The sequence below is a fragment of the Thermomonas sp. XSG genome, assembly GCF_014678725.1.
GTDB lineage: Bacteria > Pseudomonadota > Gammaproteobacteria > Xanthomonadales > Xanthomonadaceae > Thermomonas.
The window spans coordinates 153,387-177,660 of record NZ_CP061497.1 but is presented as its reverse complement, the minus strand read 5'-3'; the positions used below and the strand labels follow the sequence as shown (position 1 = coordinate 177,660).

Sequence of the window (24,274 nt, the reverse complement as noted above, 5' to 3'; positions counted from 1 at the left end):
GTCGTGAAGGTATGGCCGCGGTGGTATCCCGGCGGTTAGAATGCGCGGCTGTTAGCGAGCGGCCATCATGGCCGGCAAGCCCACGAACAACTAGAAGAGGCAAGCGTGCTGGCCGAATACCTGCCCACCCTGCTGTTTTTGATCGTCGCCACCGGGATCGGCATCGCCCTGATCATCGTCGGCAACGTCCTCGGTCCCAAGCGGCCCTCCGGCGAAAAACTCTCGCCCTACGAGTGCGGCTTCGGCGCCTTCGAGAACGCGCGCATGCCGTTCGACGTGCGCTACTACCTGGTCGCGATCCTGTTCATCGTGTTCGACCTGGAAATCGCCTTCGTCTTCCCTTGGGCCGTGGTGTTCCGCGAGCTGGGGGTGTTCGGCCTGATCGAGATGGGCGTGTTCCTCACGCTGCTGGTGATCGGCTTCGTGTACGTGTGGAAGCGCGGCGCGCTGGAGTGGGAATGAGCAATATCGTCCAATCAGTTCTGGAAGCCGCCAGCAACCCGCTGCCGGAAGGGCGGCTGGATGACATCCTGCGTCCCGAGGGCGACAACCCGCTGTTGCAGAACGGCTACGTCACCACCAGCCTCGACGCGCTGTGGAACTGGGCGCGCACCGGTTCGATGTGGCCGATGACCTTCGGCTTGGCCTGCTGCGCGGTGGAAATGATGCAGGCGGGCGCGGCGCGCCTGGACATGGACCGCTACGGCGTGGTGTTCCGCCCGTCGCCGCGCCAGTCCGACGTGATGATCGTGGCCGGCACCCTGGTCAACAAGATGGCCCCGGCGCTGCGTAAGGTCTATGACCAGATGCCCGACCCCAAGTGGGTGATCTCCATGGGCAGCTGCGCCAACGGCGGCGGCTACTACCACTACTCCTACTCGGTGGTGCGCGGCTGCGACCGCGTGGTCCCCGTCGACGTGTACGTGCCGGGCTGTCCGCCGACCGCCGAGGCGCTGGTGTACGGCATCCTGCAGCTGCAGAAGAAGATCCGCCGGATGGAACAGAATCCGTATTCGCGGACGCCCAAGCCGGAGGGCGCGCGCGCATGAGCAGGCAACTGTCCGAACAGCTGGCCGCGCGTTTCGGAGTGCAGGCGGTGCAGGTCGCGCTGCCGCGCGGCGAGGTCACCCTCGAGGTGGCGCCGGCCGATTACCTTGCCGCCTGCCAGGCGCTGCGCGACGAGTTCGGCTTCGACACCTTCACCGACCTGTGCGGCGTCGACTACCTGGGCTACGGCAGCGATGAATGGGACACCGTCGGTGTCTCGTCCGAAGGTTTCAGCCGTGGCGTCGAAGGGCAGGGCCCCGGGCGCTTCAACTGGGGCGAGTCGCCCAGTCACGAGGCCGGCACCCGGGTCGTCTCCGACGAACGCGCCAGCCGCCGCTTCGCGGTGGTGCTGCAGCTGCTGTCTATCCCCCGCAACCTGCGCCTGCGCGTGCGGGTTTTCGCGCCGGACGATGGCGTGCCGGTGGTGCCGTCGGTGACCGGCCTGTGGCCCGGCGCCAACTGGTTCGAGCGCGAGGCGTTCGACCTGTTCGGCGTGGTGTTCGACGGCCATCCCGACCTGCGCCGGATCCTGACCGACTACGGTTTCGTGGGCCATCCGTTCCGCAAGGACTTCCCGCTGATCGGCAACGTGGAAGTGCGCTACGACGAGGAGAAGAAGCGCGTGGTGTATGAGCCCGTCACCAGCGTGGAGCCGCGCGTGGGCGTGGCCCGCGTGATCCGCGACGACGCCCGCTTCGCGACCGCCGAGGCCGAGCGCGACAACCGCATCCTGCAGCGGGAGGCGCGCCGATGAGCGACGTCCTGCATCCCGGCAGCGACACTTTCGCCAGCAATCCGGCGGAAGCGGCGCAGGAAATCCGCAACTACACGCTGAACTTCGGCCCGCAGCATCCGGCCGCGCACGGCGTGCTGCGCCTGATTCTGGAAATGGACGGCGAGGTGGTGCGCCGCTGCGACCCGCACGTCGGGCTGCTGCATCGCGGCACCGAGAAGCTGGCCGAGTCCAAGCCGTTCAACCAGTCGATCCCGTACATGGACCGGCTGGACTACGTGTCGATGATGTGCAACGAGCACGCCTACGTGCGCGCCATCGAGAACCTGATGGGGATCGAGGCGCCGGAACGCGCGCAGTGGATCCGCACGATGTTCGACGAGATCACCCGCATCCTCAACCACCTGATGTGGCTGGGATCGAACGGGCTCGACCTCGGCGCGATGGCGGTGTTCCTGTACGCGTTCCGCGAGCGCGAAGAGCTGATGGACTGCTACGAGGCGGTCTCCGGCGCGCGCATGCACGCGGCCTACTACCGTCCGGGCGGCGTCTACCGCGACCTGCCGGACAGGATGCCGAAGTACAAGGAGTCGCCGTGGCGCAACGGCGCGAAGCTCAAGCGCTTCAACGAGTGGCGTGAGGGCTCGCTGCTCGATTTCCTCGAGCAGTTCACCCGCGACTTCCCGGCGCGGATGGACGAATACGAGACGCTGCTCACCGACAACCGCATCTGGAAGCAGCGCACCGTCGGCATCGGCGTGGTCACCCCGGAACAGGCCAAGGCCTGGGGCATGAGCGGCGCGATGCTGCGCGGCTCCGGCATCGAGTGGGACCTGCGCAAGAAGCAGCCCTACGCCAAGTATGCGGAAGTCGATTTCGACATCCCGGTGGGCGTCAACGGCGACTGCTACGACCGCTATCTGGTGCGCATGGCCGAGATGCGCCAGTCCAACCGGATCATCGCGCAGTGCGTTGCGTGGCTGCGGGCCAACCCAGGTCCGGTGATGCTGGACAACTACAAGGTTGCGCCGCCGTCGCGCGCGGACATGAAGCAGAGCATGGAAGCGCTGATCCACCACTTCAAGCTGTTCACCGAGGGCTATTGCGTGCCCGCCGGCGAGACTTACGCCGCGGTGGAAGCGCCCAAGGGCGAGTTCGGCTGCTACCTGGTCAGCGACGGCGCTAACAAGCCGTTCCGCGTGCACCTGCGCGCGCCGGGCTTTGCCCATCTCTCGTCGATGGACGAAATCACGAAGGGACACATGCTGTCCGACGTGGTGGCGATGATCGGCACCTATGACATCGTGTTTGGTGAGGTTGACCGATGAAAGCGACGGGCAATTTCGAAGCCTGCCGCAATGTCGATCCGATGGTGGCACTGTCGGACGCGACGCGCGCGCATATCGACCACTGGTTGACCAAATTCCCGCCGGAGCGCAAGCGCTCCGCGGTGCTGCAGGGCCTGTTCGCCGCGCAGGAACAGAACGGCGGCTGGCTGACCGATGAACTGATCGCGGCCGTGGCCAAGTACCTGGACCTGCCGCCGGTGTGGGCCTACGAGGTCGCCACCTTCTATTCGATGTTCGAGACCAAGCCGGTCGCCCGCAACAACGTGGCGTTCTGCACCAACATCAGTTGCTGGCTCAACGGCGCCGAAGCGCTGGTGGCGCATGCCGAGCAGAAGCTGGGCTGCAAGCTGGGCGAGTCGTCCGCCGACGGCCGCGTCTACCTCAAGCGCGAGGAAGAATGCGTCGCGGCGTGCTGCGGTGCGCCGGTGGTGGTCATCAACGGGCATTACCACGAGAAGCTCGACCTCGCGAAGGTGGACGAGCTGCTGGACGGGCTGAAGTGATGGGCGGACATTCGCACTATTCGGAAGGTTACGGCCCGGTCGGCCCGGCGCCGAAGGAACACCAGGCGGTCTACACGACGCTGCACTTCGACAAGCCGTGGTCGTACGAGAACTACCTCAAGACCGGTGGCTACCAGGCGCTGCGCAAGGTGCTGACCGAGAAGATCCCGCCGGCCGACATCATCGAGATGGTCAAGGCGTCCGGCCTGCGTGGCCGCGGTGGCGCGGGCTTCCCGACCGGGCTGAAGTGGAGCTTCATGCCCAAGCACGATGGCGAGAAGTACATCCTGTGCAACTCGGACGAATCCGAGCCGGGCACCTGCAAGGACCGCGACATCCTGCGCTACAACCCGCACGCCGTGCTGGAAGGCCTGGCCATCGCCTGCTACGCGACCAATACCAAGGTCGCCTACAACTACATGCGCGGCGAGTTCCACCACGAGCCCTTCGAGCACATCGAAGAGGCGCTGGCGGAAGCCTACAAGCACGGCTGGCTGGGCAAGAACATCCTCGGCAGCGGCATCGACATCGACATCCACAACGCGCTGGGCGCGGGCGCCTACATCTGCGGCGAGGAAACCGCGCTGATGGAATCGCTGGAAGGCAAGAAGGGCCAGCCGCGCTACAAGCCGCCGTTCCCGGCCAACTTCGGCCTGTACGGCAAGCCGACCACGATCAACAACACCGAGACCTACGCCTCGGTGCCGGCGATCGTGCGCAACGGCCCCGAATGGTTCATGTCGCTGGGCAAGCCCAACAACGGCGGCTGCAAGATCTTCTCGGTCTCCGGCCACGTGGCCAGTCCGGGCAACCACGAAATCCGCCTGGGCACCCCGTTCGCGGAACTGCTGGAGATGTGCGGCGGCATGCGCAACGGCCACCGCATCAAGGCGGTGATCCCGGGCGGTTCGTCGATGCCGGTGCTGCCGGGCGAGACGATGATGCAGCTGACCATGGACTACGACGCGATCCAGAAGGCCGGTTCCGGCCTCGGCTCCGGCGCGGTGGTGGTGATGGACGAGACCACCTGCATGGTCCGCGCCTGCCAGCGCATCAGCCAGTTCTACAAGGCCGAAAGCTGCGGCCAGTGCACCCCGTGCCGCGAAGGCACCGGCTGGATGCACCGGATGCTGACCCGCATCGCCAACCTCGACGCCACGATGGACGACCTGCACATGCTGCGCGCCGCCGCCGGGCAGATCGAGGGTCACACCATCTGCGCCTTCGGCGAGGCCGCGGCGTGGCCGGTGCAGGGCTTCCTGCGTCATTTCTGGCACGAATTCGAATACGCCATCGTGAACAAGCGCTTCTACGTCGATGACGAACGCGCAGGCACGCTGGTCAAGGCTGAGAAGGTGGTTGCGTGAGCGCACAACCCGTCAATCCGAACCTGCCGCCGGACCACGTCACCGTCTTCATCGACGGCGTCGAAATGGCCGCGCCCAAGGGTTCGATGATCATCCAGGCCGCCGACAAGGCCGGCGTCCCGATCCCGCGTTTCTGCTACCACGAGAAGCTGCCGATCGCCGCCAACTGCCGCATGTGCCTGGTGGACACCGAGGTCGGCGGCCGCGCCGCGCCGAAGCCGTCGCCGGCCTGCGCCACGCCGGTGATGGACGGCATGAAGGTCTTCACGCGCAACGACAAGGCGCTGAAGGCGCAGCGCAACGTGATGGAGTTCCTGCTCATCAATCATCCGCTGGACTGCCCGGTCTGCGACCAGGGCGGCGAGTGCGAACTGCAGGACCTGTCGCTGGGCTACGGCCGCTCGGTCAACCGCTTCGTCGAGCGCAAGCGCGCGGTGGCGGACGAAGACCTCGGCCCGCTGGTCGCCAGCGAGATGACCCGCTGCATCCACTGCACGCGCTGCATCCGGGTGACCGCGGAAATCGCCGGCACCTACGAGCTGGGCGGCATGTACCGCGGCGAGAACCTGCAGATCGGTACCTACGACGGCAAGCCGCTGACCACCGAGCTGTCCGGCAACGTCATCGACGTCTGCCCGGTGGGCGCGCTGACCAACAAGGTGTTCCGCTTCAAGGCGCGCCCGTGGGAGCTGACCGCGCGGCCGTCGCTGGGTTACCACGACGCGCTGGGCAGCAACCTGTTCCACCACGTCCGTCGCGGCGACCTGCTGCGCAGCGTGCCGCGCGACAACGAGGCGGTGAACGAGTGCTGGCTGTCCGATCGAGACCGCTATGCGCATGAAGGCCTGTCTGCTGCCGACCGTGCCACGGCTCCGCTGATCCGCGATGGCGAAGGCTTCCGCGAAGCCAGCTGGGAAGAAGCACTGGCGATGGCGTCGCAGATCCTGCGCGACAACGCCGGCGACGCGCTAGGCGTGCTGGCCCATCCGGCCACCTCGAACGAGGAGGGTGCGCTGCTGGCTCGCCTCGCCTCTGGGCTGGGCAGCGGCAACATCGATCATCGCATCGCTCAGCTCGACCTGTCCGATGGCGCCGCCGCGGAAGCGTTCGGCATGCCGGTGGCGGAGATCGAATCGGCCGACGCCATCGTCATCGTCGGCTCCAACGTCCGCCATGAAGTGCCGCTGCTGCACCAGCGCATCCGCAAGGCCTTCAAGAAGGGCGCGAAGATCCACGTGGTCAACCCGGTGGATTTCGATTTCACCTTCAGCATCGCGTCCAAGGCCATCGTGCCGCCGTCGCAGCTGGCTGCGGCGCTGGCCGCCGTGGATGTCGGCGATGCCGGCAACATCGCGGTGATCGTGGGCGGCGTGGCCGAGAACGGTCCGCATGCCGCCGCCATCCGCAAGGCCGCCGCCGACTTCGCGGCGGCCAGGAACGCCAGGCTGTGCCGCATTCCGCAGGGCGCCAACGCGCTGGGGCTGTCCCGCCTCGGCGTGCTGCCGACCGCGTGCGATGCGCAGTCGATGCTGCGTGAGCCGCGCAAGGCCTATGTGATCTACGGCATCGAGCCGGGCCTGGACTTCGCCGACCAGCAGCTCGCGCTGAAGGCCCTGGGTGGCGCGCAGGTGGTGGCGTTCAGCCAGTTCGCCTGCCAGTCGACCCGCGCCGTCGCCGACGTGATCCTGCCGATCGGCGCGCTGCCGGAAGTCGACGCCACCCTAACCAACCTCGACGGCATCGAGCAGCAGGCGGTCGCCGCCGGCAAGCTGCCCGGGCTGGCGCATTCCGGCTGGCGCGTGCTGCGTGCGCTGGGTGGTGATCTGGCGCTGCCGGGCTTCGAATTCACCGATCTGGCCGGCCTGCGTGCAGGGCTTGCGCCGAAGGCGGTGCAGGTGGCCAGGGGTGCGTCCGCGTCCGTGGTCGGCAATGGCCTGGAAGTGGCGGGCTCGGCCGCGATCTACCGCGTCGACGCCGTGATCCGCCGCTGCGACGCGCTGCAGGCACATCCGCTCAATGGCGGCCCGCGTGCCGCGCTGAACCCGGCCGATGCCTCCGCGTTGGGGTTGGCCGAAGGCGTCATGGCGAAGTGCGCCACCGCCGCCGGCACGGCAACGCTGCAGGTAGCGATCGATCCGCGCGTCGCGCCGGGCAGTGTGTGGGTGGAATCCGGTTACGGCGCCACCGCGCCGCTGTTGGCCGCCGCCAAGCTGGAGGTCGCGCGCGCATGAACATCGCGAGCAATCCCCTGATGCAATACGCCATCGACCCCCTGCGCGAGTTGCTGCTGTCCTTCGGCACCGTCGGCATGCTGGCGTGGATCGTGCTGAAGATCCTCGCCATCCTGATGCCGGTGATCATCGCGGTCGCCTTCTACGTGGTGTGGGAGCGCAAGCTGATCGGCTGGATGCATGTCCGCCACGGACCCATGTACGTGGGTTGGGGCGTGCTGCAGGCGTTCGCCGACGTATTCAAGCTGCTGTTCAAGGAAGTGGTGCAGCCCACGGTGGCCCACCCGGTGCTGTACCGGTTGGCGCCTCTTCTGGCGCTGGTGCCGGCCTGCGCGGCCTGGGCGGTGGTGCCGTTCGACGCCCAAGTGGTGCTGTCCAATGCCAATGCCGGCCTGCTGTACCTGCTGGCGATGACCTCGCTGGGCATCTACGGCGTGATCATCGCCGGCTGGGCCTCGAACTCGAAGTACGCCTTCCTCGGCGCCATGCGTGCCTCGGCGCAGATGATCAGCTATGAGATCGCGATGGGCTTCTCGCTGGTCGGCGTGCTGATCGCGGCCGGCAGCCTGAATCTGTCCGACATCGTGATGGCGCAGGCCGGCAAGGGCTTCCTGGGCTGGTTCTGGATTCCGCTGGCGCCGCTGTTCGTGGTGTATTTCGTTTCCGGCGTGGCCGAGACCAACCGCTCGCCGTTCGACGTGGTGGAAGGCGAATCGGAGATCGTCGCCGGCCACATGGTGGAATATTCCGGTTCGCAGTTCGCGCTGTTCTTCCTCGCCGAATACGCGAACATGATCCTGATCAGCTTCCTGACCTCGATCTTCTTCCTCGGCGGTTGGCTGAGCCCGTTCGGCGGCTGGGGCATTCCGCTGCTGTCGGTCGACGGCTGGTGGTGGCTGCTGGCCAAGGTGTTCTTCTTCGCCAGCTGCTTCATCTGGTTCCGTGCCACGTTCCCGCGCTACCGCTATGACCAGATCATGCGTCTGGGCTGGAAGGTGTTCATCCCGATCACCATCGGCTGGATCTTCGTGACCGCGCTGCTGGTGTACTTCGGCGTGATCGGCGACGGCATGATGGGAGCGGCGGCATGAGCAAAGTGGTTTCCTACTTCAAGAGCCTGCTGCTGCTGGAACTGGTCAGCGGCATGTGGCTGACGCTGAAATATCTGTTCCGTCCCAAGTACACACTGATGTACCCGATGGAAAAGACCCCGCAGTCGCCGCGCTTCCGCGGTGTGCATGCGCTGCGCCGTTACGCCAACGGCGAAGAGCGCTGCATCGCCTGCAAGCTGTGCGAGGCGGTGTGCCCGGCGCTGGCGATCACCATCGAGGCCGGACCGCGTGCGGACGACGGCACCCGCCGTACCACCCGCTACGAGATCGACCTGTTCAAGTGCATCTTCTGCGGTTTCTGCGAGGAGTCCTGCCCGACCGACTCCATCGTCGAGACGCATGTGCACGAGTACCACTTCGACCAGCGCGGCCAGAACATCCTGACCAAGCCCAAGCTGCTGGCCATCGGCGACCGCCTGGAGGCGGAGATCGCCGAGCGCCGTGGCGCCGATGCCCCGTACCGTTGAGGCCGACCCGAGCATGGACTTCGATCTGCAAACCCTTGCCTTCCTCGGTTTCGCGGCTGTCGCCGCGGCCGCAGCGCTGGCGGCGATCACCGCGCGCAACCCGGTCCACGCCGTGCTGTGGCTGGTGCTTACCTTCTTCTCCGTGGCCTGCACCTGGATCATCGGCGGCGCCGAGTTCCTCGGCATCGCGCTGGTGCTGGTGTACGTCGGTGCCGTGATGGTGCTGTTCCTGTTCGTTGTGATGATGCTGGACATGGACAAGGCGCCGGCCCGACAGGGTTACGTGCGCTACCTGCCGGTGGGCCTGGTCGTGGCGGTGGTGATGCTGGTGCAGATGCTGGCCCTGATCGGGGTGCGCAGCGCCGCCGAGGCGCCGCTGGCGGAAAACGCCGCGGTCGCCGCTGACGTGCCGAACACCACGTGGCTGGCGCGTGCGCTTTTCACCGAGTTCATGCTGCCGTTCGAAGTGGCGGCGGTGATCCTGACCGTGGCCGTCGTGGCGGCGGTGATGCTGACCCTGCGCAGGCGCCCCGGCGCCCGCCACCAGAACCCGTCCGAGCAGGTGCGCGTGCGCGTCGCCGACCGCGTGCGGATGGTGAAGATGCAGGCGGAAGTGCCGGCCGCGCATGCCAAGCCGGAGGAGGGCGCGCAATGAGCAACCTGATGTCCGCCCTGACCCTGGGCCACTACCTGACGCTGGGCGCGGTGATCTTCTGCATCAGCGTCGCCGGCATCTTCCTGAACCGCAAGAACGTGATCATGCTGCTGATCTCGCTGGAGCTGATGCTGCTCTCGGTGAACATCAACTTCGTCGCCTTCTCGCGTTCGCTGGGCGATGCCGCCGGGCAGGTGTTCGTGTTCTTCATCCTCACCGTTGCCGCTGCCGAGGCCGCGATCGGCCTGGCGATCCTGGTGACCCTGTTCCGCAACCGCCGCAGCATCGACGTGGCGGACATCGATACGTTGAAGGGCTGACCTGATGGATTCGGCAATCCTCATCTCCAAGACCCAGCTGGTGCTGGTCGTGCTGCTGCCGCTGATCGGCAGCATCCTCGCCGGCCTGTTCGGCCGCCGGATCGGCCGCGCCGGCGCGCATACCGCCACCATCCTCGGCGTGGCGGGCAGCTGCGCGCTGTCCGTGCACGTGCTGTGGCAGTTGATGCAGGGCGCGGCGACCTTCAACGAGAACCTCTACACCTGGATGCAGGTGGGCGATATCTCGGTCAACGTCGGCTTCATGGTGGACAAGCTGACCGCGATGATGATGGTGGTGGTCACCTTCGTCTCGCTGCTGGTGCACATCTACACCATCGGCTACATGGCCGAGGACGACGGCTACCAGCGCTTCTTCAGCTACATTTCGCTGTTCACCTTCAGCATGCTGATGCTGGTGATGAGCAACAACTTCATGCAGCTGTTCTTCGGCTGGGAAGCGGTGGGCCTGGTGTCCTACCTGCTGATCGGCTTCTGGTACAAGAAGCCGACGGCGATCTTCGCCAACCTCAAGGCGTTCCTGGTCAACCGCGTCGGCGACTTCGGCTTCCTGCTGGGCATCGCCGGCGTGTTGTACTGGATCGGTTCGCTCGACTATGCGCAGGCGTTCGCCAACGCCGATGCCATCCGCGGCATGAGCGTGGAGATCCTGCCGGGCCAGGCGTGGTCGATCGCTACCGTGATCTGCATCTGCCTGTTCATCGGCGCCATGGGCAAGTCGGCGCAGGTGCCGCTGCACGTGTGGCTGCCGGATTCGATGGAAGGTCCGACCCCGATCTCGGCGCTGATCCACGCCGCGACCATGGTGACCGCCGGTATCTTCATGGTGGCGCGCATGTCGCCGCTGTTCGAGCTGTCCGAGACCGCACTCAATTTCGTCCTGTTCATCGGTGCGACCACCGCGTTCTGGACCGGCCTGATCGGCATGGTGCAGAACGACATCAAGCGCGTGGTGGCGTACTCCACGCTGTCGCAGCTGGGCTACATGACGGTGGCGCTGGGCGTGTCCGCGTACTCGGCGGCGGTCTACCACCTGATGACCCACGCATTCTTCAAGGCGCTGCTGTTCCTCGGCGCCGGCTCGGTCATCATCGGCATGCACCACGAGCAGGACATGCGCAAGATGGGCGGCCTGCGCAAGTACATGCCGGTGACCCACATCACCATGTGGCTGGGCACGCTGGCGCTGGTGGCCACGCCGTTCTTCAGCGGCTACTACTCGAAGGACGCCATCATCGTCGCTGCCGGCGAGCACGCGGGCGAGGGTGGCTTCATCGCGCAGTACGCGTATTGGGCCGTGCTTCTCGGGGCCTTCGTGACCAGCTTCTACAGCTTCCGCCTGCTGTACCTGACCTTCTTCGGCGAGGAGCGCTTCAGGGATGCCCATGGACATGGCCATGACGCGCACCACGACGCCCACCATGACGACGGCCACGGCCACCACGGCGCGCACGAGCCGCACGAGTCGCCCTGGGTGGTAACCCTGCCGCTGGTGCTGCTGGCGATCCCGTCGGTGGTGATCGGCTTCTTCACCGCCGGTCCGATGCTGTTCGGCACCGACTGGGCGGGCCACGAGAAGGGTGCGGGCTTCTTCGACGGCGCGATCTTCGTCGAGCCGGCGCGCGACGTGATGGCGAAGATTGCCGCGGCCGACTGGCACGGCCCGGTGGCGTTCGCGCTGCACGGCTTCATGACCCCGGCGTTCTTGCTGGCGCTGGCGGGCTTCGCGCTGGCCACGCTGCTGTACCTGGTCAAGCCGGAGCTGCGCACGGGCATCACCCGCGCGCTCGCCGCGCCGATCCGGCTGCTGGAACGCAAGTACTACATGGACGACCTGTGGATCGGCGGCCTGGCCGGCGGTAGCGTCAAGCTGGGCAGGCTGTCCAGCCTGATCGACAACAGGGTGGTGGATGGCGCGGTGAATGGCGCCGTCAGCCTGGTGGGCACGGTGGCCGCGGCGCTGCGCAAGGTGCAGACCGGCTACCTCTACCACTACGCATTCGCAATGATCCTGGGCCTGGTCGCGCTGCTGGCGATGGCCCGGTACTACTGGCAGTAAGCCGGCAACCGACGAGATGGAAACCGCAAGCGTGACCCACTGGCCCCTGCTTAGTCTTCTGATCTGGCTGCCGATTCTCGGCGGCGTGTTCTCCCTGCTTGCCGGCAACCGGCGGCCCGAGCTTGCGCGCTGGATCGCGCTGGGCTTCGCGCTGGTTTCCCTGGCGCTGAGCATCCCGCTGTTCACCGGCTTCGATGCCAGCAGCGCCGCGATGCAGTTCGTCGAGCAGCGCGCCTGGATCCCCGCCTACGACATCCAGTACCACCTCGGCGCGGACGGGCTGTCGGTGCCGCTGATCGGCCTGACCACGCTGGTCGGCGTACTGGTGCTCGTTGGCGCGTGGGGGTCGGTCGACAAGCGCGTGGCGCAGTACTTCGCCTGCCTGATGTTCCTGGAAGGCCTGATGATCGGCGTGTTCTGCGCGCTCGATTCCATGCTGTTCTATGTGTTCTTCGAGGCGATGCTGATCCCGATGTTCATCGTGATCGGCGTGTGGGGCGGCCCGCGCCGCATCTACGCCTCGCTGAAGTTCTTCCTGTACACCTTCCTCGGCTCGGTGTTCATGCTGATCGGGCTGGTGTACCTGTACCTGAAGGGCGGCAGCTGGCAGATCGCCGACATGGCCGCGCTGCCGCTGACCATGACCGAGCAGACCTGGCTGTTCTTCGCCTTCTTCGGTGCGTTCGCGATCAAGGTGCCGATGTTCCCGGTGCATACCTGGCTGCCGGACGCGCACGTGGAGGCGCCGACCGGCGGCTCGGTCATCCTTGCCGCGATCATGCTGAAGATCGGCGGCTACGGCTTCCTGCGCTTCACCCTGCCGATCGTGCCGGATGCCGGCCACGAGTTCGCCTGGCTGATGATCGCCTTCAGCCTGGTGGCCATCGTCTATGTCGGCCTGGTGGCGCTGGTGCAGGAGGACATGAAGAAGCTGATCGCCTATTCGTCGATCGCGCACATGGGTTTCGTCATCCTCGGCACCTTCATCGCGTTCTCGCTGGTGCGCGACCAGGGCCTGGGCGACACCGCCCGCTTCGGCCTGCAGGGCGCGATGGTCCAGATGATCTCGCACGGCTTCATTTCCGCGGCGATGTTCTCCAGCGTCGGCGTGCTGTACGACCGCATGCACACCCGCATGATCAAGGACTACGGCGGCGTGGCGAAGGTGATGCCGTGGTTCGCGCTGTTCTGGGTGCTGTTCGCGATGGCCAATTCGGGCCTGCCGGGCACCAGCGGTTTCGTCGGCGAGTTCGTGGTCATCCTGGCCGCGTTCCAGCACAACCCGCTGATCGGCCTGGCTGCCGCGCTCACCCTGATCATTGGCGCCGGCTACTCGCTGTGGCTGACCAAGCGGATCATCTGGGGCGAGGTGGGCAACGCCCACGTCGCCGGACTGAAGGACATCAACGCGCGCGAGTGGATCGTGCTGGGCGTGTTCGCCGCCTTCACCCTGGCGCTGGGCATCAATCCCAAGCCGCTGACCGACCTGATGGAACCGTCCATCGCGCAACTGGCGGCCCAGCTCGCCGCGACCAAGCTTTGAGGACATGACGACGATGCAGGCCACTCTCGCCATGCCGGCAGCCACCGAACTGCTGCCGCTGATTCCCGAACTGGTGCTGGTGGGCGCCGCGTTCGCGCTGCTGATGCTGGACCTGTTCCTCAAGGACAGCCAGCGCGTTGTCACCCACGTGCTCTCCATCGCCACCTTGGCGTTGGTGGGTGGGCTGATCGCGGCCGGCGTCGGCGTTGGCGTCGGCGAAGACACCGCGGTGCTCAACGGCATGTTCGTGCGCGACACCATGGCGGACGTGCTGAAGGTCGTCACCTGCGTGGTGTCGGCGATCGCACTGCTGTTCGTCTGGCCCTACCTGCGCGAGCGCGGGCTGTACAAGGGCGAAGTGTCGGTGCTGATGCTGTTCGCGGTGCTCGGCATGATGCTGCTGACCTCGGCCGGCAGCCTGATCATGGTCTACCTGGGCCTGGAGCTGCTGGCACTGAGCTCCTATGCGCTGGTCGCGATCGACCGCGACAGCCGCCTGGCTTCGGAAGCAGCGATGAAATACTTCGTGCTGGGCGCGCTGGCCTCGGGCCTGCTGCTGTACGGCATGTCGCTGGTGTACGGCGCCACCGGCAGCCTGGACCTGGCAGCGATCCGCGAAGCCGCCACGGGCGTGGCGCAGCCGATGCTGCTGCTGACCGGCGTGGTGTTCATGGTCGCGGGCATCTCGTTCAAGTTCGGTGCCGCGCCGTTCCACATGTGGCTGCCCGACGTCTACCACGGTGCACCGACCCCGATCACCCTGTTCATCGGCTCCGCGCCGAAGCTGGCCGCGTTCGCTATGGTGGTGCGCCTGCTGGGCTTCGGTGCCGCGCCGCTGGCCGAGCACTGGCAGCCGATGCTGGCGGTACTGGCTGCGCTGTCGCTTGTGGTGGGCAACGTCATCGCGCTGATGCAGACCAACCTCAAGCGCATGCTGGCGTATTCGACCATCTCGCACGTCGGTTTCCTGTTCCTCGGCTTGGCCGGTGGCGGCGCGGAAGGCTACGCGGCGGCGATGTTCTATGCGATCAGCTACGCGCTGATGGCCACCGCGGCCTTCGGTGCGATCGTGCTGCTTGCGCGTCGCGGTTTCGAGGCCGACAACATCGACGACTTCAAGGGCCTGAACGCACGCGACCCGTGGAGCGCCGGCATGGTGCTGTGCGTGATGGCCTCGCTGGCGGGCATCCCGCCGTTCCTCGGGTTCTGGGCCAAGCTGGCGGTGCTGCGCGCGGCGATCAACGGCGGCATGCTGTGGTTGGCCATCGTCGGCGTGTTGTTCGCGGTGATCGGCGCGTTCTACTACCTGCGCGTCATCAAGGTCATGTATTTCGACGAGCCGGTCGGCGAACCGGTTGTGCCGCGCGATGACCGCATGCTGCGCCTGGTATTCGGCGTCAACGCCCTCGGCCTGCTGGTGCTGGGCGTGTTCTGGAATCCGCTGATGGCTTGGTGCCAGGCGGCTTTCGCCTGATGCAGTAGCCGCCGGCGTCGCAGCGACGCCATGCGGTGAAACGCAAAAGCCCGCCATCCGGCGGGCTTTTGCTTTGTGCGGGGATCAATGTCCTGCGCGTGCACGTGCCCGTACACCGGTCAGCGCATGCGTTGCTCCACGTCGCCGACGAAGCGCCCCTGGCGGTCCACCACCACGCGCGCGCGCTTTGTGCCGTGATAGAAGGTGGCGCGATACAGGCCGGCGTCCTCGCCGGTGCCGCGCTCGCACAGCCGGTCGATCTTGCGTTGCTCCAGCAGGCGCAGGAATGCGTCCTGTTGCAGACCCAGTGCGGCAGCGATCGGCGCTGCATCGATCTCGATTTCGAACGCCGGGTTGAGGTCGAGCGGAATGGATTTGCCCATGGCGTATTGCCGTTCGGTAACCGGTCCATTCCGCCGTTTGTGCGTGCCCCGCGCCATGACCGGGGTCAACCGGCAGGCAAACGAAAGGGGCCTTGCGGCCCCTTTCGTCAAGCGCGACGGAGCGGGCGCTCAGTTGGCGTTCTGCAGGTCCCGCAGGCTGCCAGGCACGCTGGCGTAGTACGCGGCGAGATCGGCGATCTGCTGGTCGCTCAGGTTCTTGGCCTGTGCGGCCATCACATCGGCGGTGGCACCTGCGCGGGTACCGCCGCGATAACCCTGCAGCGCCTGCGCGAGGTAGTCGGCGTACTGGCCGCCCAGCTTGGGATACATGCCGTCGATCGGGGCATTGCCGTCGGCGCCGTGGCAGGAGGCGCAGGGGGCGATGCCTTCGCCACCCTTGGCGGCGAATTCGCGGCCGGCTTCGATGTTGCCGTCGGGCAGGCCGGCGGAACTGGACTTGGTTTCGCCCGCCGCAGCGTGGCCGCCTTCGGACTTGCCGCCGCAGGCGGACAGGGCCAGCGCGCAGGCGAGGGTGAGCAGGGTCATGGAGGTCTTGGTCATGGCGCGGCTCACTTCAGGCTGGACAGGTAGGCGGCGATGTCGGCGATATCCTGCTGGGAGAAGCTCTCCGCCTGCGCCTGCATCGTCGGGTGCTTGCGCTTGCCGGTGCCGTACTCGGTCAGGGCATTGCGCAGGTAGGTTTCCGACTGGCCGCCAATCTTGGGCACGTGGTAGCTGGGATAGGCGTTCTTGTAGCCGGTGAGGCCGTGGCAACCGCGGCAGGTATAGGTCAGGCCCTTGCCACGGGTGGCATCGCCGGCCGCGGGAGCGGCGGGCGCCGCCGGGGCGGGAGCGGCCGCAACCGGCGCGGCTTCCGTGGCGGGAGCGGGGGCATCGGCCGCAGCGGGTGCGGACGGATCCTGCGCAGTGACGGCAAAGGCCGCCAGGAGCAGGGCAAGGCTTGCGGCAATCGGCAGCGGTCGCATCATCTGGCTGTTCCGGACTGTGTATCGGTAAAGGAAGTCGGGCGCTGGTGTTGGGCGCCCGTTCATTCGAGTATAGCGGCGAAAGGCCCGGACTTCACATGCGACTCATCCGCATCGGCGGATCGCCGTCCGCCGACGGGCCGACAGCCATGCCATAGGCATGCATGACCTTCGGCGGATAGCGCGGTTTCTGGCGCTGGTGACATACTTGACTACAACACTAACCCATGACGATTTCCCCCATGCGCCCATTGATCCCGGCCCCCGTTTCCCGCTTCCGTCGCGTGCTTCCGCTCGCCCGGCTCAGCCTGTTGGCCGTCGCCCTGGGGCTTGCCGCCTGTAAGGGTGGTGGCGCCGAGGGCGGCAAGGGCCCGGATGGCAAGGACCAGGCCAGCAAGGGGCCGGAGGCCATTCCGGTGGAGGTGGCCAAGGCGTCCACCCGCTCGATCTCCGCCAGCTACGCCGGCACCGCGCCGCTGGAAGCGCGCGCGGAATCGCAGGTGGTGGCGAAGACCTCAGGCATTGCGCTGCAGGTGTATGCCGACATCGGCCAGCAGGTCAGCGCCGGCCAGGCGTTGGTCCGCATCGATCGCGACCGCGCCACCTTGCAGGTCGCGCAGGCTGATGCGGAGGTGCGCAAGCTGGAGGCCAACTACCGGCGTTCCGCGCAGCTGCTGGATCAGAAGATGGTCAGCGTCAACGACGTCGACCAGCTGCGCTACAACCTCGAAAACGCGCGCGCACAGCTGCGCATGGCCAAGCTGGAACTGTCCTACGGCACGGTCAGCGCGCCGATCTCCGGCGTGGTGGCTTCGCGCAGCATCAAGCAGGGCAACCTGGTGCAGATCAATACGCCGATCTTCACCATCGTCGACATCTCGCGGCTGGAAGCCACGCTCAACGTGCCGGAGCGCGAAATCGAAACCCTGAAGGCCGGGCAGGCAGTGCAACTCACCGTGGACGCACTGCCGGGCAAGACCTTCGACGGCCGCATCGACCGGGTGTCGCCGGTGGTGGACTCCGGCAGCGGCACTTTCCGGGTGATCTGTGCCTTCGACGGGGGCGGACTGCTGCAGCCTGGCATGTTCGGACGCATCCGCATCAACTACGACCAGCGCGCCGATGCACTGGTGATCCCCCGCACCGCGCTGCTGGAAGACGGCGGTACGCCAGCGGTGTTCACGGTCAAGGGCGGCAAAGCCGTGCGCTCCGAGCTCAAGCTGGGTTACGTCGATGGCGAATGGGTAGAGGTTCGTGATGGCCTGCGCGCAGGCGACCCGGTGGTGGTGGCCGGCAAGTCCGCCCTGCGCGAAGGCAGCGCGGTCCAGGTGATCAATGACAAGGCTGCGCCCGCCCCGGCGCCTGCGAAGGTGGTCGCCAAATGAGTTCGCCTTCGACCCCTCGGCCGGAGCACGCGCAGGACCCGCACCATGCGCCCGCGGCCGGCTTCAACCTGGTGGAGTTCGCCACCCGGCGGCGCGTCACCATCGCGATGATGACGCTGACACTGGTGCTGTTCGGGCTGATCGCGCTGGGCAGCCTCAAGGTCAACCTGCTGCCCGACCTCAGCTATCCCACCCTGACCGTGCGCACCGATTACGAAGGTGCGGCGCCGGCGGAGATCGAGACCCTGATCTCACAGCCGGCGGAAGAGGCGCTGGGTGTGGTGAAGGGCCTGCGCAAGCTGAAGTCGGTGTCGCGCACCGGCCAGTCCGACGTGGTGATGGAGTTCGCCTGGGGCACCGACATGGACCAGGCAAGCCTGGACGTGCGCGACAAGATGGAGGCGCTGCAGTTTCCGCAGGACGCCAAGCCGCCGGTGCTGCTGCGCTTCAATCCCTCCACCCAGCCGATCATGCGGCTGGCGCTGTCGCCGAAACGGCAGGATGGCGATGCTGCCGAGGGTATCCGCCAGCTGATGGAGCTGCGCCGCTTCGCCGACGATGACCTCAAGCGCAAGCTCGAGCCGGTCGAAGGCGTGGCCGCGGTGAAGGTGGGCGGTGGCCTCGAGGACGAGGTGCAGGTGGACATCGACCAGCGCAAGCTGGCGCAGTATGGCCTGTCGCTGGAGAGCGTGATCAACCGGCTGGCGCAAGAGAACGTGAATGTCTCCGGCGGACGCCTGGAGGAGGGTTCGCAGCGCTACCTCGTGCGCACCGTCAACCAGTTCGCCACCGTCGAGGAGATGGCGAACATGCTGCTGACCACGCGCAGCGCGTCGACCGGCAATACCGGCAACGAACAGGCAATGCGCCTGGCGGCGGCCAGTGGCGATGCGCGGGTGATGGCCGCGCTGTCGCAGGGCGGCAACACGCAGGCGGGGACCTCGCCGTTGCGCCTGAGGGACGTGGCCTCGGTGCGCCAGGGCTACAAGGAACGCGAGGCGATCATCCGCCTCAACGGTCGCGAGGCGGTGGAGCTGGCGATCTACAAGGAAGGCGATGCCAACACCGTGTCCACCGCCGATGCGCTGGAAACGAGGCTCAAGGCCATCCGCGACAAGCTTCCCGCCGACATCGAGCTGACCACCATCGAGGACCAGTCGATCTTCATCCGCAACGCGATCCGCGACGTCAAGGTGGACGGCGTGATCGGCGGCCTGCTGTCGGTGCTGATCATCTTCCTGTTCCTGCGCGACGGCTGGAGCACCTTCGTCATCAGTCTGTCGTTGCCGGTGTCGATCATCGCCACCTTCTTCTTCATGGGCCAGCTCGGCCTGTCGCTGAACGTGATGTCGCTGGGTGGTCTGGCGCTCGCCACCGGCCTGGTGGTGGATGACTCCATCGTGGTGCTGGAATCGATCGCCAAGGCGCGCGAACGCGGCCTCGGCATTCTCGAGGCGGCGATTGCCGGCACCCGCGAGGTGAGCATGGCGGTGGTCGCGTCCACCCTGACCACGATCGCGGTGTTCCTGCCGCTGGTGTTCGTGCAGGGCATCGCCGGCCAGCTGTTCCGCGACCAGGCCCTGACCGTGGCGATCGCCATCGGCGTCTCGCTGGTGGTGGCGATGACCCTGATCCCGATGCTGAGTGCGCTGAAGGGCCGTCCGCCGCTGGGCTTCCCGGAAGAAGCGGCGCCCGCGCACTGGCAACCGCAGAAGCGCTGGCAGAAGCCGGCCGCCTATGCCGGACGCAGCGTCGGTGCGCTGTTCCGCTACGGCCTCTTCAGCCTGGCGTGGGTGGTGGTGCGTGCGTGGCGCGGCCTGGGCGCGGTGGTCGGACCGGTGATGCGCAAGCTGAGCGACCTGGCGATGGCGCCGTATGGCCGCGCCGAGCATGCCTACATGCGGGTGTTGCCCAAGGCGTTGCAGCGGCCCGCGCCGGTGCTGCTGGTGGCTTCGCTGGCGTTCGCGCTGACGATGGCGGCGGTGCCGCTGCTGGGCACCGACCTGATCCCGCAGTTCGCGCAGGACCGCTTCGACATGACCGCCAAGCTCCCGCCTGGCACGCCGCTGGCCAGGACCGATGCGCTGGTCCGCGACGTGCAGGCCGCGCATGCGAAGGATGCCGGCGTGCGTGTGCTGTATGGCGTGTCGGGCACGGGCACCCGGCTGGATGCCAGCCCCACCGAAAGCGGCGAGAACATCGGCAAGCTGTCAGTGGTGATGGAAAGCAACGATGCGGAAGTCCCGCTCACCGAAGCGCTGCGCAAGACGATGAAGGATTTCCCGGGCGTGCAGGTGGACTTCAGCCGACCCGAGCTGTTCAGCCTGTCGCCGCCATTGGAGATCGAAGTGGAGGGCGCGGATCTGGAGACCATCCGCAAGGCCGGCAACCGGCTCGCCGGGATGCTCCGCGCAAATCCGCACTACGCCGACGTGAAGTCGACCGTGGAGCAGGGCTTTCCGGAAATCCAGATCCGCTTCGACCAGGACCGTGCCGCCGCGCTCGGCCTCACCACGCGCCAGATCGCCGACGTGGTGGTGAACAAGGTCAAGGGCAACGTGGCAACGCGCTACAGCTTCCGCGACCGCAAGATCGACGTGCTGGTGCGCGCGCAGGAATCCGACCGCAACTCGGTGGACGATCTGCGCCGGTTGATCGTCAATCCGGGCAGCGGCACCCCCGTCGAGCTCGCGTCCGTCGCCGATGTGGTGGCGACGACCGGGCCCAGCGAGATCCATCGCGCCGACCAGCGCCGCGTCGCGATCGTCTCCGCGAACCTGCGCGACATCGACCTTGGCGGCGCGATCCGCGAGGTGAACGACATGGTCGCGAAGTCTCCCCTTGGCACCGACATCGACATGCGCATCGGCGGCCAGGGCCAGGAGCTGGGCGAATCCATCCGGTCGCTGCTGTTCGCGTTCGCGCTGGCGATCTTCCTGGTCTATCTGGTGATGGCCTCGCAGTTCGAGTCCCTGCTGCACCCGTTCGTCATCCTGTTCACCATCCCGCTGGCGCTGGTGGGCGCCGTGGCCGCCCTGCTGATGACCGGCTCGCCGGCCTCGGTGGTGGTGTTCATCGGCCTGATCCTGCTGGTGGGGCTGGTGGTGAAGAACGCGATCATCCTGATCGACAAGGTGAACCAGCTGCGCGAGGAGGGTGTGGCCAAGCGCACCGCGCTGGTGGAGGGTGCGCGTTCGCGCCTGCGCCCGATCATGATGACCACGCTGTGCGCGGTGTTCGGCTTCCTGCCGCTGGCCCTGGCCTTCGGCGATGGTGCGGAAGTGCGCAGCCCGATGGCGATCACGGTGATCGGCGGCCTGCTGGTATCGACCCTGCTGACCCTGCTGGTGATCCCGGTGGTCTACGACCTGCTGGACCGCAAGCCGGACGAGTTCTACGCGGAGCGCGGGCGGCGCGCGCGCGCCGTGGCGGCGCAGGCGGCAGAGATGATCTCGCACGAACACGACCCGCTGAATGGCGGCGCGAAGGCCTGACCGGATGAACATCACCGAGCTCTCCATCCGCCGCCCCATCACCACGATCATGCTGTTCGTGTCGATGGTGGCAATCGGCCTGATCGCTTCCTTCCGCCTGCCGCTCGAGGCCGAGCCGGAAGCCACCATCCCGTTCTTCTTCGTGTCGCTGCCGTACCCCGGCTCCACCCCGGAAGAGGTGGAGCGCAACCTGGTGCGCCCGGTCGAGGAAGCGCTGGCGACGATGCCCGGCATCGAGTCGATGAACTCGCGCGCCAACGCGGACGGCGGCTCGATCCAGGTGCGCTTCAGCGACTGGAGCCGGGACATCGCCATCGCCGCCTCCGAGGCGCGCGAGCGCATCGACGCGATCCGCGACCAGTTGCCGGATGATTTCCGCCGCTACTTCGTTCAGCGCTGGAGCACCTCGGACCGCGAGGCGCTGAGCCTGCGCCTGACCAGCAGCGTCGACCTGACCACCCGCGCCGACCTGATCGAGCGCAGCATCAAGCAGCGGCTCGAGCGCCTGCCCGGCGTGGCCCGGGTGGAAGTGGAGGGCGTGGCCAAGCAGGAAGTGCTGGTGGCGCTGGACAAGGACCGCCTGACCGCGCACGGGGTGGTGCTGAACGAGCTGGTGCAGAAGCTGCAGGCCGCGAACTTCGCGGTGTCCGCCGGCGAGATCACCGAAGCCGGCCAGCGCCTGCGCGTGCAGCCGCTGGGCGAGCTGCAGCAGCTGCAGCAGTTGCGCGACCTGCGCATCGACAAGAAGGGCACCCGCCTGTCCGACATCGCCGACGTCAACCTGCAGCCGCAGCGCATGAACTACGTGCGACGGATGGACGGCAAGCCCAGCGTGGGCGTGGACATCTACAAGGAGCGTGCGGCGAACCTGGTCGACCTGTCGCGGATGGTGCGCAAGGAGATCACGCTGCTCGAGCAGGATCCGGCCATGCGCGGGGTGAAGATCGAAGTCACCGACGACCAGGGCCAGGCCGTGACCAGCTCGCTGCTGGCGCTGGCGGAAGCCGGCGGCATCGGCCTGCTGTTGTCGGTTGTGGTGCTGTATGCCTTCCTGCGCCACTGGCCGTCCACCCTGATGGTGTCCACGGCGATCCCGATCTGCTTCACGATGACGCTGGGATTCATGTACTTCGCCGGCATCACCCTCAACATCATCTCGATGATGGGCCTGCTGCTGGCGGTGGGCATGCTGGTGGACAACGCCGTGGTGGTGGTCGAGAGCATCTACCAGGAGCGCGAGAAATACCCCGGCAAGCCGTGGCTGGCGTCGATCATCGGCACGCGCCACGTGGCCATCGCGCTGTCGGCCGGCACCCTGTGCCACTGCGTGGTGTTCCTGCCGATGCTGTTCGGCGAGAAGAACATCATCACCATCTATCTGAGCCAGCTGGCGGTGACCATTTCGGTGTCGCTGCTGGCCTCGTGGCTGGTGGCCATCAGCCTGATCCCGATGCTCTCGGCACGGATGAAGACGCCGCCGGCGTTGAAGTCCCCGTTCATCACCGGCCTGCAGGCGCGCTACGCCCGCCTGCTGCGCTGGACCCTGCTGCATCGTGGCTGGAGCGTGGCCGGGATCCTGGCGATTTCGCTGGTCAGCGTGTATCCGATGATGAACACCACCGGTAGCGGTGACGACAGCGACCCCACCGAGATCAACATCTTCTACCAGTGGAAGGGGGCCTATTCCAAGGAGGAGATGGGCAAGGAGGTCGCGCGGGTCGAGCAGTTCGTCAATGCGCACCGCGACGATTTCAAGATCGACCGCGTCTACAGCCGCTACAGCGAACAGGGCTGGGCACAGACGCGCCTGTTCCTGACCATCGACGACGCCGAGCAGAACAAGAAGATTTCCGAGGAGGTGCGCAAGGGGCTGCCCAAGTCCGCGCGGGCAAACCTCGGCATCGGCTGGCCGGGCGGCATGGGCAGCGGCGACGGGCAGGGAATCACCTTCAGCCTGATCGGCGACTCCACCCAGACGTTGAAGGAGCTGGCGGACGACATCGTGCCGATCCTGGGGCGCAACCCGAAGCTACGCGACGTGCGCGTGGACACCGGCGACGCCAACACCGAGCTGAAGGTGCAGGTCAACCGCGAGCGTGCGGCGGCCTATGGCTTCAGCGCGCAGCAGGTGGCCCAGTTCGTCGGCATGGCATTGCGCGGTTCGTCTCTGCGTGATTTCCACCGCGAGGACGTGGAGATCCCCGTCAACGTGCGCTTCGCCGGCTCCGACAGCTACAGCGTGGAGGACCTGTCCACCTTCCTGGTGCGCGCGCCGAACGGCACCGAAGTGCCGCTGCTGGCGATGGTGGACGTGGACACCACGCCTGCCGCCACCCAGATCCAGCGACAGAGCCGGCAGACCATGCTGCAGGTGCAGGCCGGGCTGGCGCAGGGTGCTTCCATGCAGGACGCCCGCAAGTCGATCGAGGACACCCTGAAGAACGTCCAGTTCCCGCCGGGCTACAGCTATACCTTCGACGGCGCCGGCTTCAACATCAACTTCGACGGCATGAACCAGATGGTGCGCGCGATCGGGATCGCGCTGGTGCTGATGCTGGTGATCATGGCGGCGGTGTTCGAATCGCTGCTGTTCCCGCTGGCGATCATGAGTTGCGTGCTGTTCTCGATCTTCGGCGTGTACTGGCTGTTCTGGCTCACCGGCACCGAGATGAACATCATGGCGGTGATCGGCATCCTGGTGCTGATGGGCGTGGTGGTGAACAACGGCATCGTGATGATCGAGCACATCAACAATCTGCGCCGCCGCGGCGTGCCGCGCATCGACGCGCTGGTCGAGGGCAGCCGCGAGCGCCTGCGCCCGATCATGATGACGATGGGCACCGCGATCCTGGCGATGATCCCGATCGCGCTGTCCACCAAGACCGCCGACGGCATGCCGCCGTACTACCCGATGGCGCGTGCGATCGCCGGCGGCCTGGCGTTCTCCACCGTGGTCAGCCTGCTGTTCCTGCCCACCATCTACGCGCTGCTGGACGACCTGCGCACCGGTACGTCGCGGCTGCTGCAGCGGGCGCGCATGACCCGGTCACAGCGACGCGCTGCGGCAGCGGCCTGATCGCCGCCGCGGGGATCGCCTCCCCGCGGCATGCGAGGGGACCGGCGTGGGCGCCGGACGCGCTATCGTGTG

General features: G+C 66.8%; 20 protein-coding genes. 17 read left to right on the top strand and 3 right to left on the bottom strand.

Translation table 11 applies throughout. The features are described 5' to 3' along the window. The first annotated feature begins 105 nt into the window (after nucleotides 1-105). The 14 genes from ICG51_RS00830 to nuoN are packed head-to-tail and all read left to right on the top strand — an operon-like array spanning nucleotide 106 to nucleotide 14,878. Complete coding sequence (locus ICG51_RS00830) at nucleotides 106-462, top strand: NADH-quinone oxidoreductase subunit A (RefSeq protein WP_187570707.1); 357 nt, start codon at nucleotides 106-108, stop codon at nucleotides 460-462. Then, nucleotides 459-1,049 (top strand): NADH-quinone oxidoreductase subunit B, encoded by a 591-nt coding sequence (locus ICG51_RS00825; protein ID WP_190281104.1) that lies wholly within the window; start codon nucleotides 459-461, stop codon nucleotides 1,047-1,049. Before ICG51_RS00830 ends, ICG51_RS00825 begins: the two co-directional genes overlap by 4 nt. Continuing rightward, complete coding sequence (locus tag ICG51_RS00820) at nucleotides 1,046-1,801, top strand: NADH-quinone oxidoreductase subunit C (protein WP_190281103.1); 756 nt, start codon at nucleotides 1,046-1,048, stop codon at nucleotides 1,799-1,801. The genes ICG51_RS00825 and ICG51_RS00820 overlap by 4 nt, the downstream gene beginning before the upstream one ends. Further along, nucleotides 1,798-3,108, top strand: a complete 1,311-nt coding sequence (locus ICG51_RS00815; protein WP_190281102.1) for an NADH-quinone oxidoreductase subunit D — start codon at nucleotides 1,798-1,800, stop codon at nucleotides 3,106-3,108. The genes ICG51_RS00820 and ICG51_RS00815 overlap by 4 nt, the downstream gene beginning before the upstream one ends. Beyond that, nucleotides 3,105-3,632 carry an NADH-quinone oxidoreductase subunit NuoE gene (nuoE, locus tag ICG51_RS00810; RefSeq protein ID WP_190281101.1) on the top strand — a complete coding sequence of 176 codons (528 nt, stop codon included), beginning with the start codon at nucleotides 3,105-3,107 and terminating at the stop codon, nucleotides 3,630-3,632. The genes ICG51_RS00815 and nuoE overlap by 4 nt, the downstream gene beginning before the upstream one ends. Further along, nucleotides 3,632-4,999 (top strand): NADH-quinone oxidoreductase subunit NuoF, encoded by a 1,368-nt coding sequence (gene nuoF, locus ICG51_RS00805; RefSeq protein ID WP_190281100.1) that lies wholly within the window; start codon nucleotides 3,632-3,634, stop codon nucleotides 4,997-4,999. Before nuoE ends, nuoF begins: the two co-directional genes overlap by 1 nt. Then, nucleotides 4,996-7,230 carry an NADH-quinone oxidoreductase subunit NuoG gene (gene nuoG, locus ICG51_RS00800; protein ID WP_190281099.1) on the top strand — a complete coding sequence of 745 codons (2,235 nt, stop codon included), beginning with the start codon at nucleotides 4,996-4,998 and terminating at the stop codon, nucleotides 7,228-7,230. The genes nuoF and nuoG overlap by 4 nt, the downstream gene beginning before the upstream one ends. 20 nt (nucleotides 7,231-7,250) lie before the next feature. Beyond that, nucleotides 7,251-8,321, top strand: a complete 1,071-nt coding sequence (nuoH, locus tag ICG51_RS00795) for an NADH-quinone oxidoreductase subunit NuoH (RefSeq protein ID WP_190282296.1) — start codon at nucleotides 7,251-7,253, stop codon at nucleotides 8,319-8,321. Then, entirely contained in the window at nucleotides 8,318-8,809 is a 492-nt protein-coding gene (nuoI, locus tag ICG51_RS00790; protein WP_190281098.1) for an NADH-quinone oxidoreductase subunit NuoI, read from the top strand. Before nuoH ends, nuoI begins: the two co-directional genes overlap by 4 nt. Next, nucleotides 8,793-9,464, top strand: coding sequence for an NADH-quinone oxidoreductase subunit J (locus tag ICG51_RS00785; RefSeq protein WP_190281097.1), 672 nt, complete (start codon nucleotides 8,793-8,795; stop codon nucleotides 9,462-9,464). The genes nuoI and ICG51_RS00785 overlap by 17 nt, the downstream gene beginning before the upstream one ends. Before the next feature lie 8 nt (nucleotides 9,465-9,472). Continuing rightward, nucleotides 9,473-9,784, top strand: coding sequence for an NADH-quinone oxidoreductase subunit NuoK (gene nuoK / locus ICG51_RS00780; RefSeq protein ID WP_028838294.1), 312 nt, complete (start codon nucleotides 9,473-9,475; stop codon nucleotides 9,782-9,784). 4 nt (nucleotides 9,785-9,788) lie between these two features. After that, a complete protein-coding gene (gene nuoL, locus ICG51_RS00775) occupies nucleotides 9,789-11,861 on the top strand; it encodes an NADH-quinone oxidoreductase subunit L (RefSeq protein ID WP_190281096.1) in 2,073 nt (690 codons plus the stop codon). A gap of 31 nt (nucleotides 11,862-11,892) precedes the next feature. Next, entirely contained in the window at nucleotides 11,893-13,404 is a 1,512-nt protein-coding gene (locus tag ICG51_RS00770; protein WP_190281095.1) for an NADH-quinone oxidoreductase subunit M, read from the top strand. 4 nt (nucleotides 13,405-13,408) lie between these two features. Next, nucleotides 13,409-14,878, top strand: a complete 1,470-nt coding sequence (gene nuoN / locus ICG51_RS00765; RefSeq protein ID WP_190281094.1) for an NADH-quinone oxidoreductase subunit NuoN — start codon at nucleotides 13,409-13,411, stop codon at nucleotides 14,876-14,878. A 119-nt stretch (nucleotides 14,879-14,997) separates the two neighbouring features. On the opposite strand, the gene ICG51_RS00760 is transcribed toward nuoN, so the two are convergent. From ICG51_RS00760 to ICG51_RS00750, 3 genes are all read right to left on the bottom strand, one after another. Continuing rightward, nucleotides 14,998-15,261 (bottom strand): DUF6522 family protein, encoded by a 264-nt coding sequence (locus ICG51_RS00760; protein ID WP_190281093.1) that lies wholly within the window; start codon nucleotides 15,259-15,261, stop codon nucleotides 14,998-15,000. 129 nt (nucleotides 15,262-15,390) lie between these two features. Continuing rightward, nucleotides 15,391-15,822 (bottom strand): c-type cytochrome, encoded by a 432-nt coding sequence (locus ICG51_RS00755; RefSeq protein ID WP_190281092.1) that lies wholly within the window; start codon nucleotides 15,820-15,822, stop codon nucleotides 15,391-15,393. Nucleotides 15,823-15,830: 8 nt separating this feature from the next. After that, complete coding sequence (locus ICG51_RS00750; RefSeq protein ID WP_190282295.1) at nucleotides 15,831-16,247, bottom strand: cytochrome c; 417 nt, start codon at nucleotides 16,245-16,247, stop codon at nucleotides 15,831-15,833. Nucleotides 16,248-16,489: 242 nt separating this feature from the next. On the opposite strand from ICG51_RS00750, the gene ICG51_RS00745 reads away from it, so the two are divergent. The 3 genes from ICG51_RS00745 to ICG51_RS00735 are packed head-to-tail and all read left to right on the top strand — an operon-like array spanning nucleotide 16,490 to nucleotide 24,202. Further along, nucleotides 16,490-17,632 carry an efflux RND transporter periplasmic adaptor subunit gene (locus ICG51_RS00745; protein ID WP_190281091.1) on the top strand — a complete coding sequence of 381 codons (1,143 nt, stop codon included), beginning with the start codon at nucleotides 16,490-16,492 and terminating at the stop codon, nucleotides 17,630-17,632. Then, nucleotides 17,629-21,126, top strand: coding sequence for an efflux RND transporter permease subunit (locus tag ICG51_RS00740; protein WP_190281090.1), 3,498 nt, complete (start codon nucleotides 17,629-17,631; stop codon nucleotides 21,124-21,126). Before ICG51_RS00745 ends, ICG51_RS00740 begins: the two co-directional genes overlap by 4 nt. 4 nt (nucleotides 21,127-21,130) lie before the next feature. Continuing rightward, nucleotides 21,131-24,202, top strand: coding sequence for an efflux RND transporter permease subunit (locus ICG51_RS00735; protein ID WP_190281089.1), 3,072 nt, complete (start codon nucleotides 21,131-21,133; stop codon nucleotides 24,200-24,202). Nucleotides 24,203-24,274 lie beyond the last annotated feature (72 nt).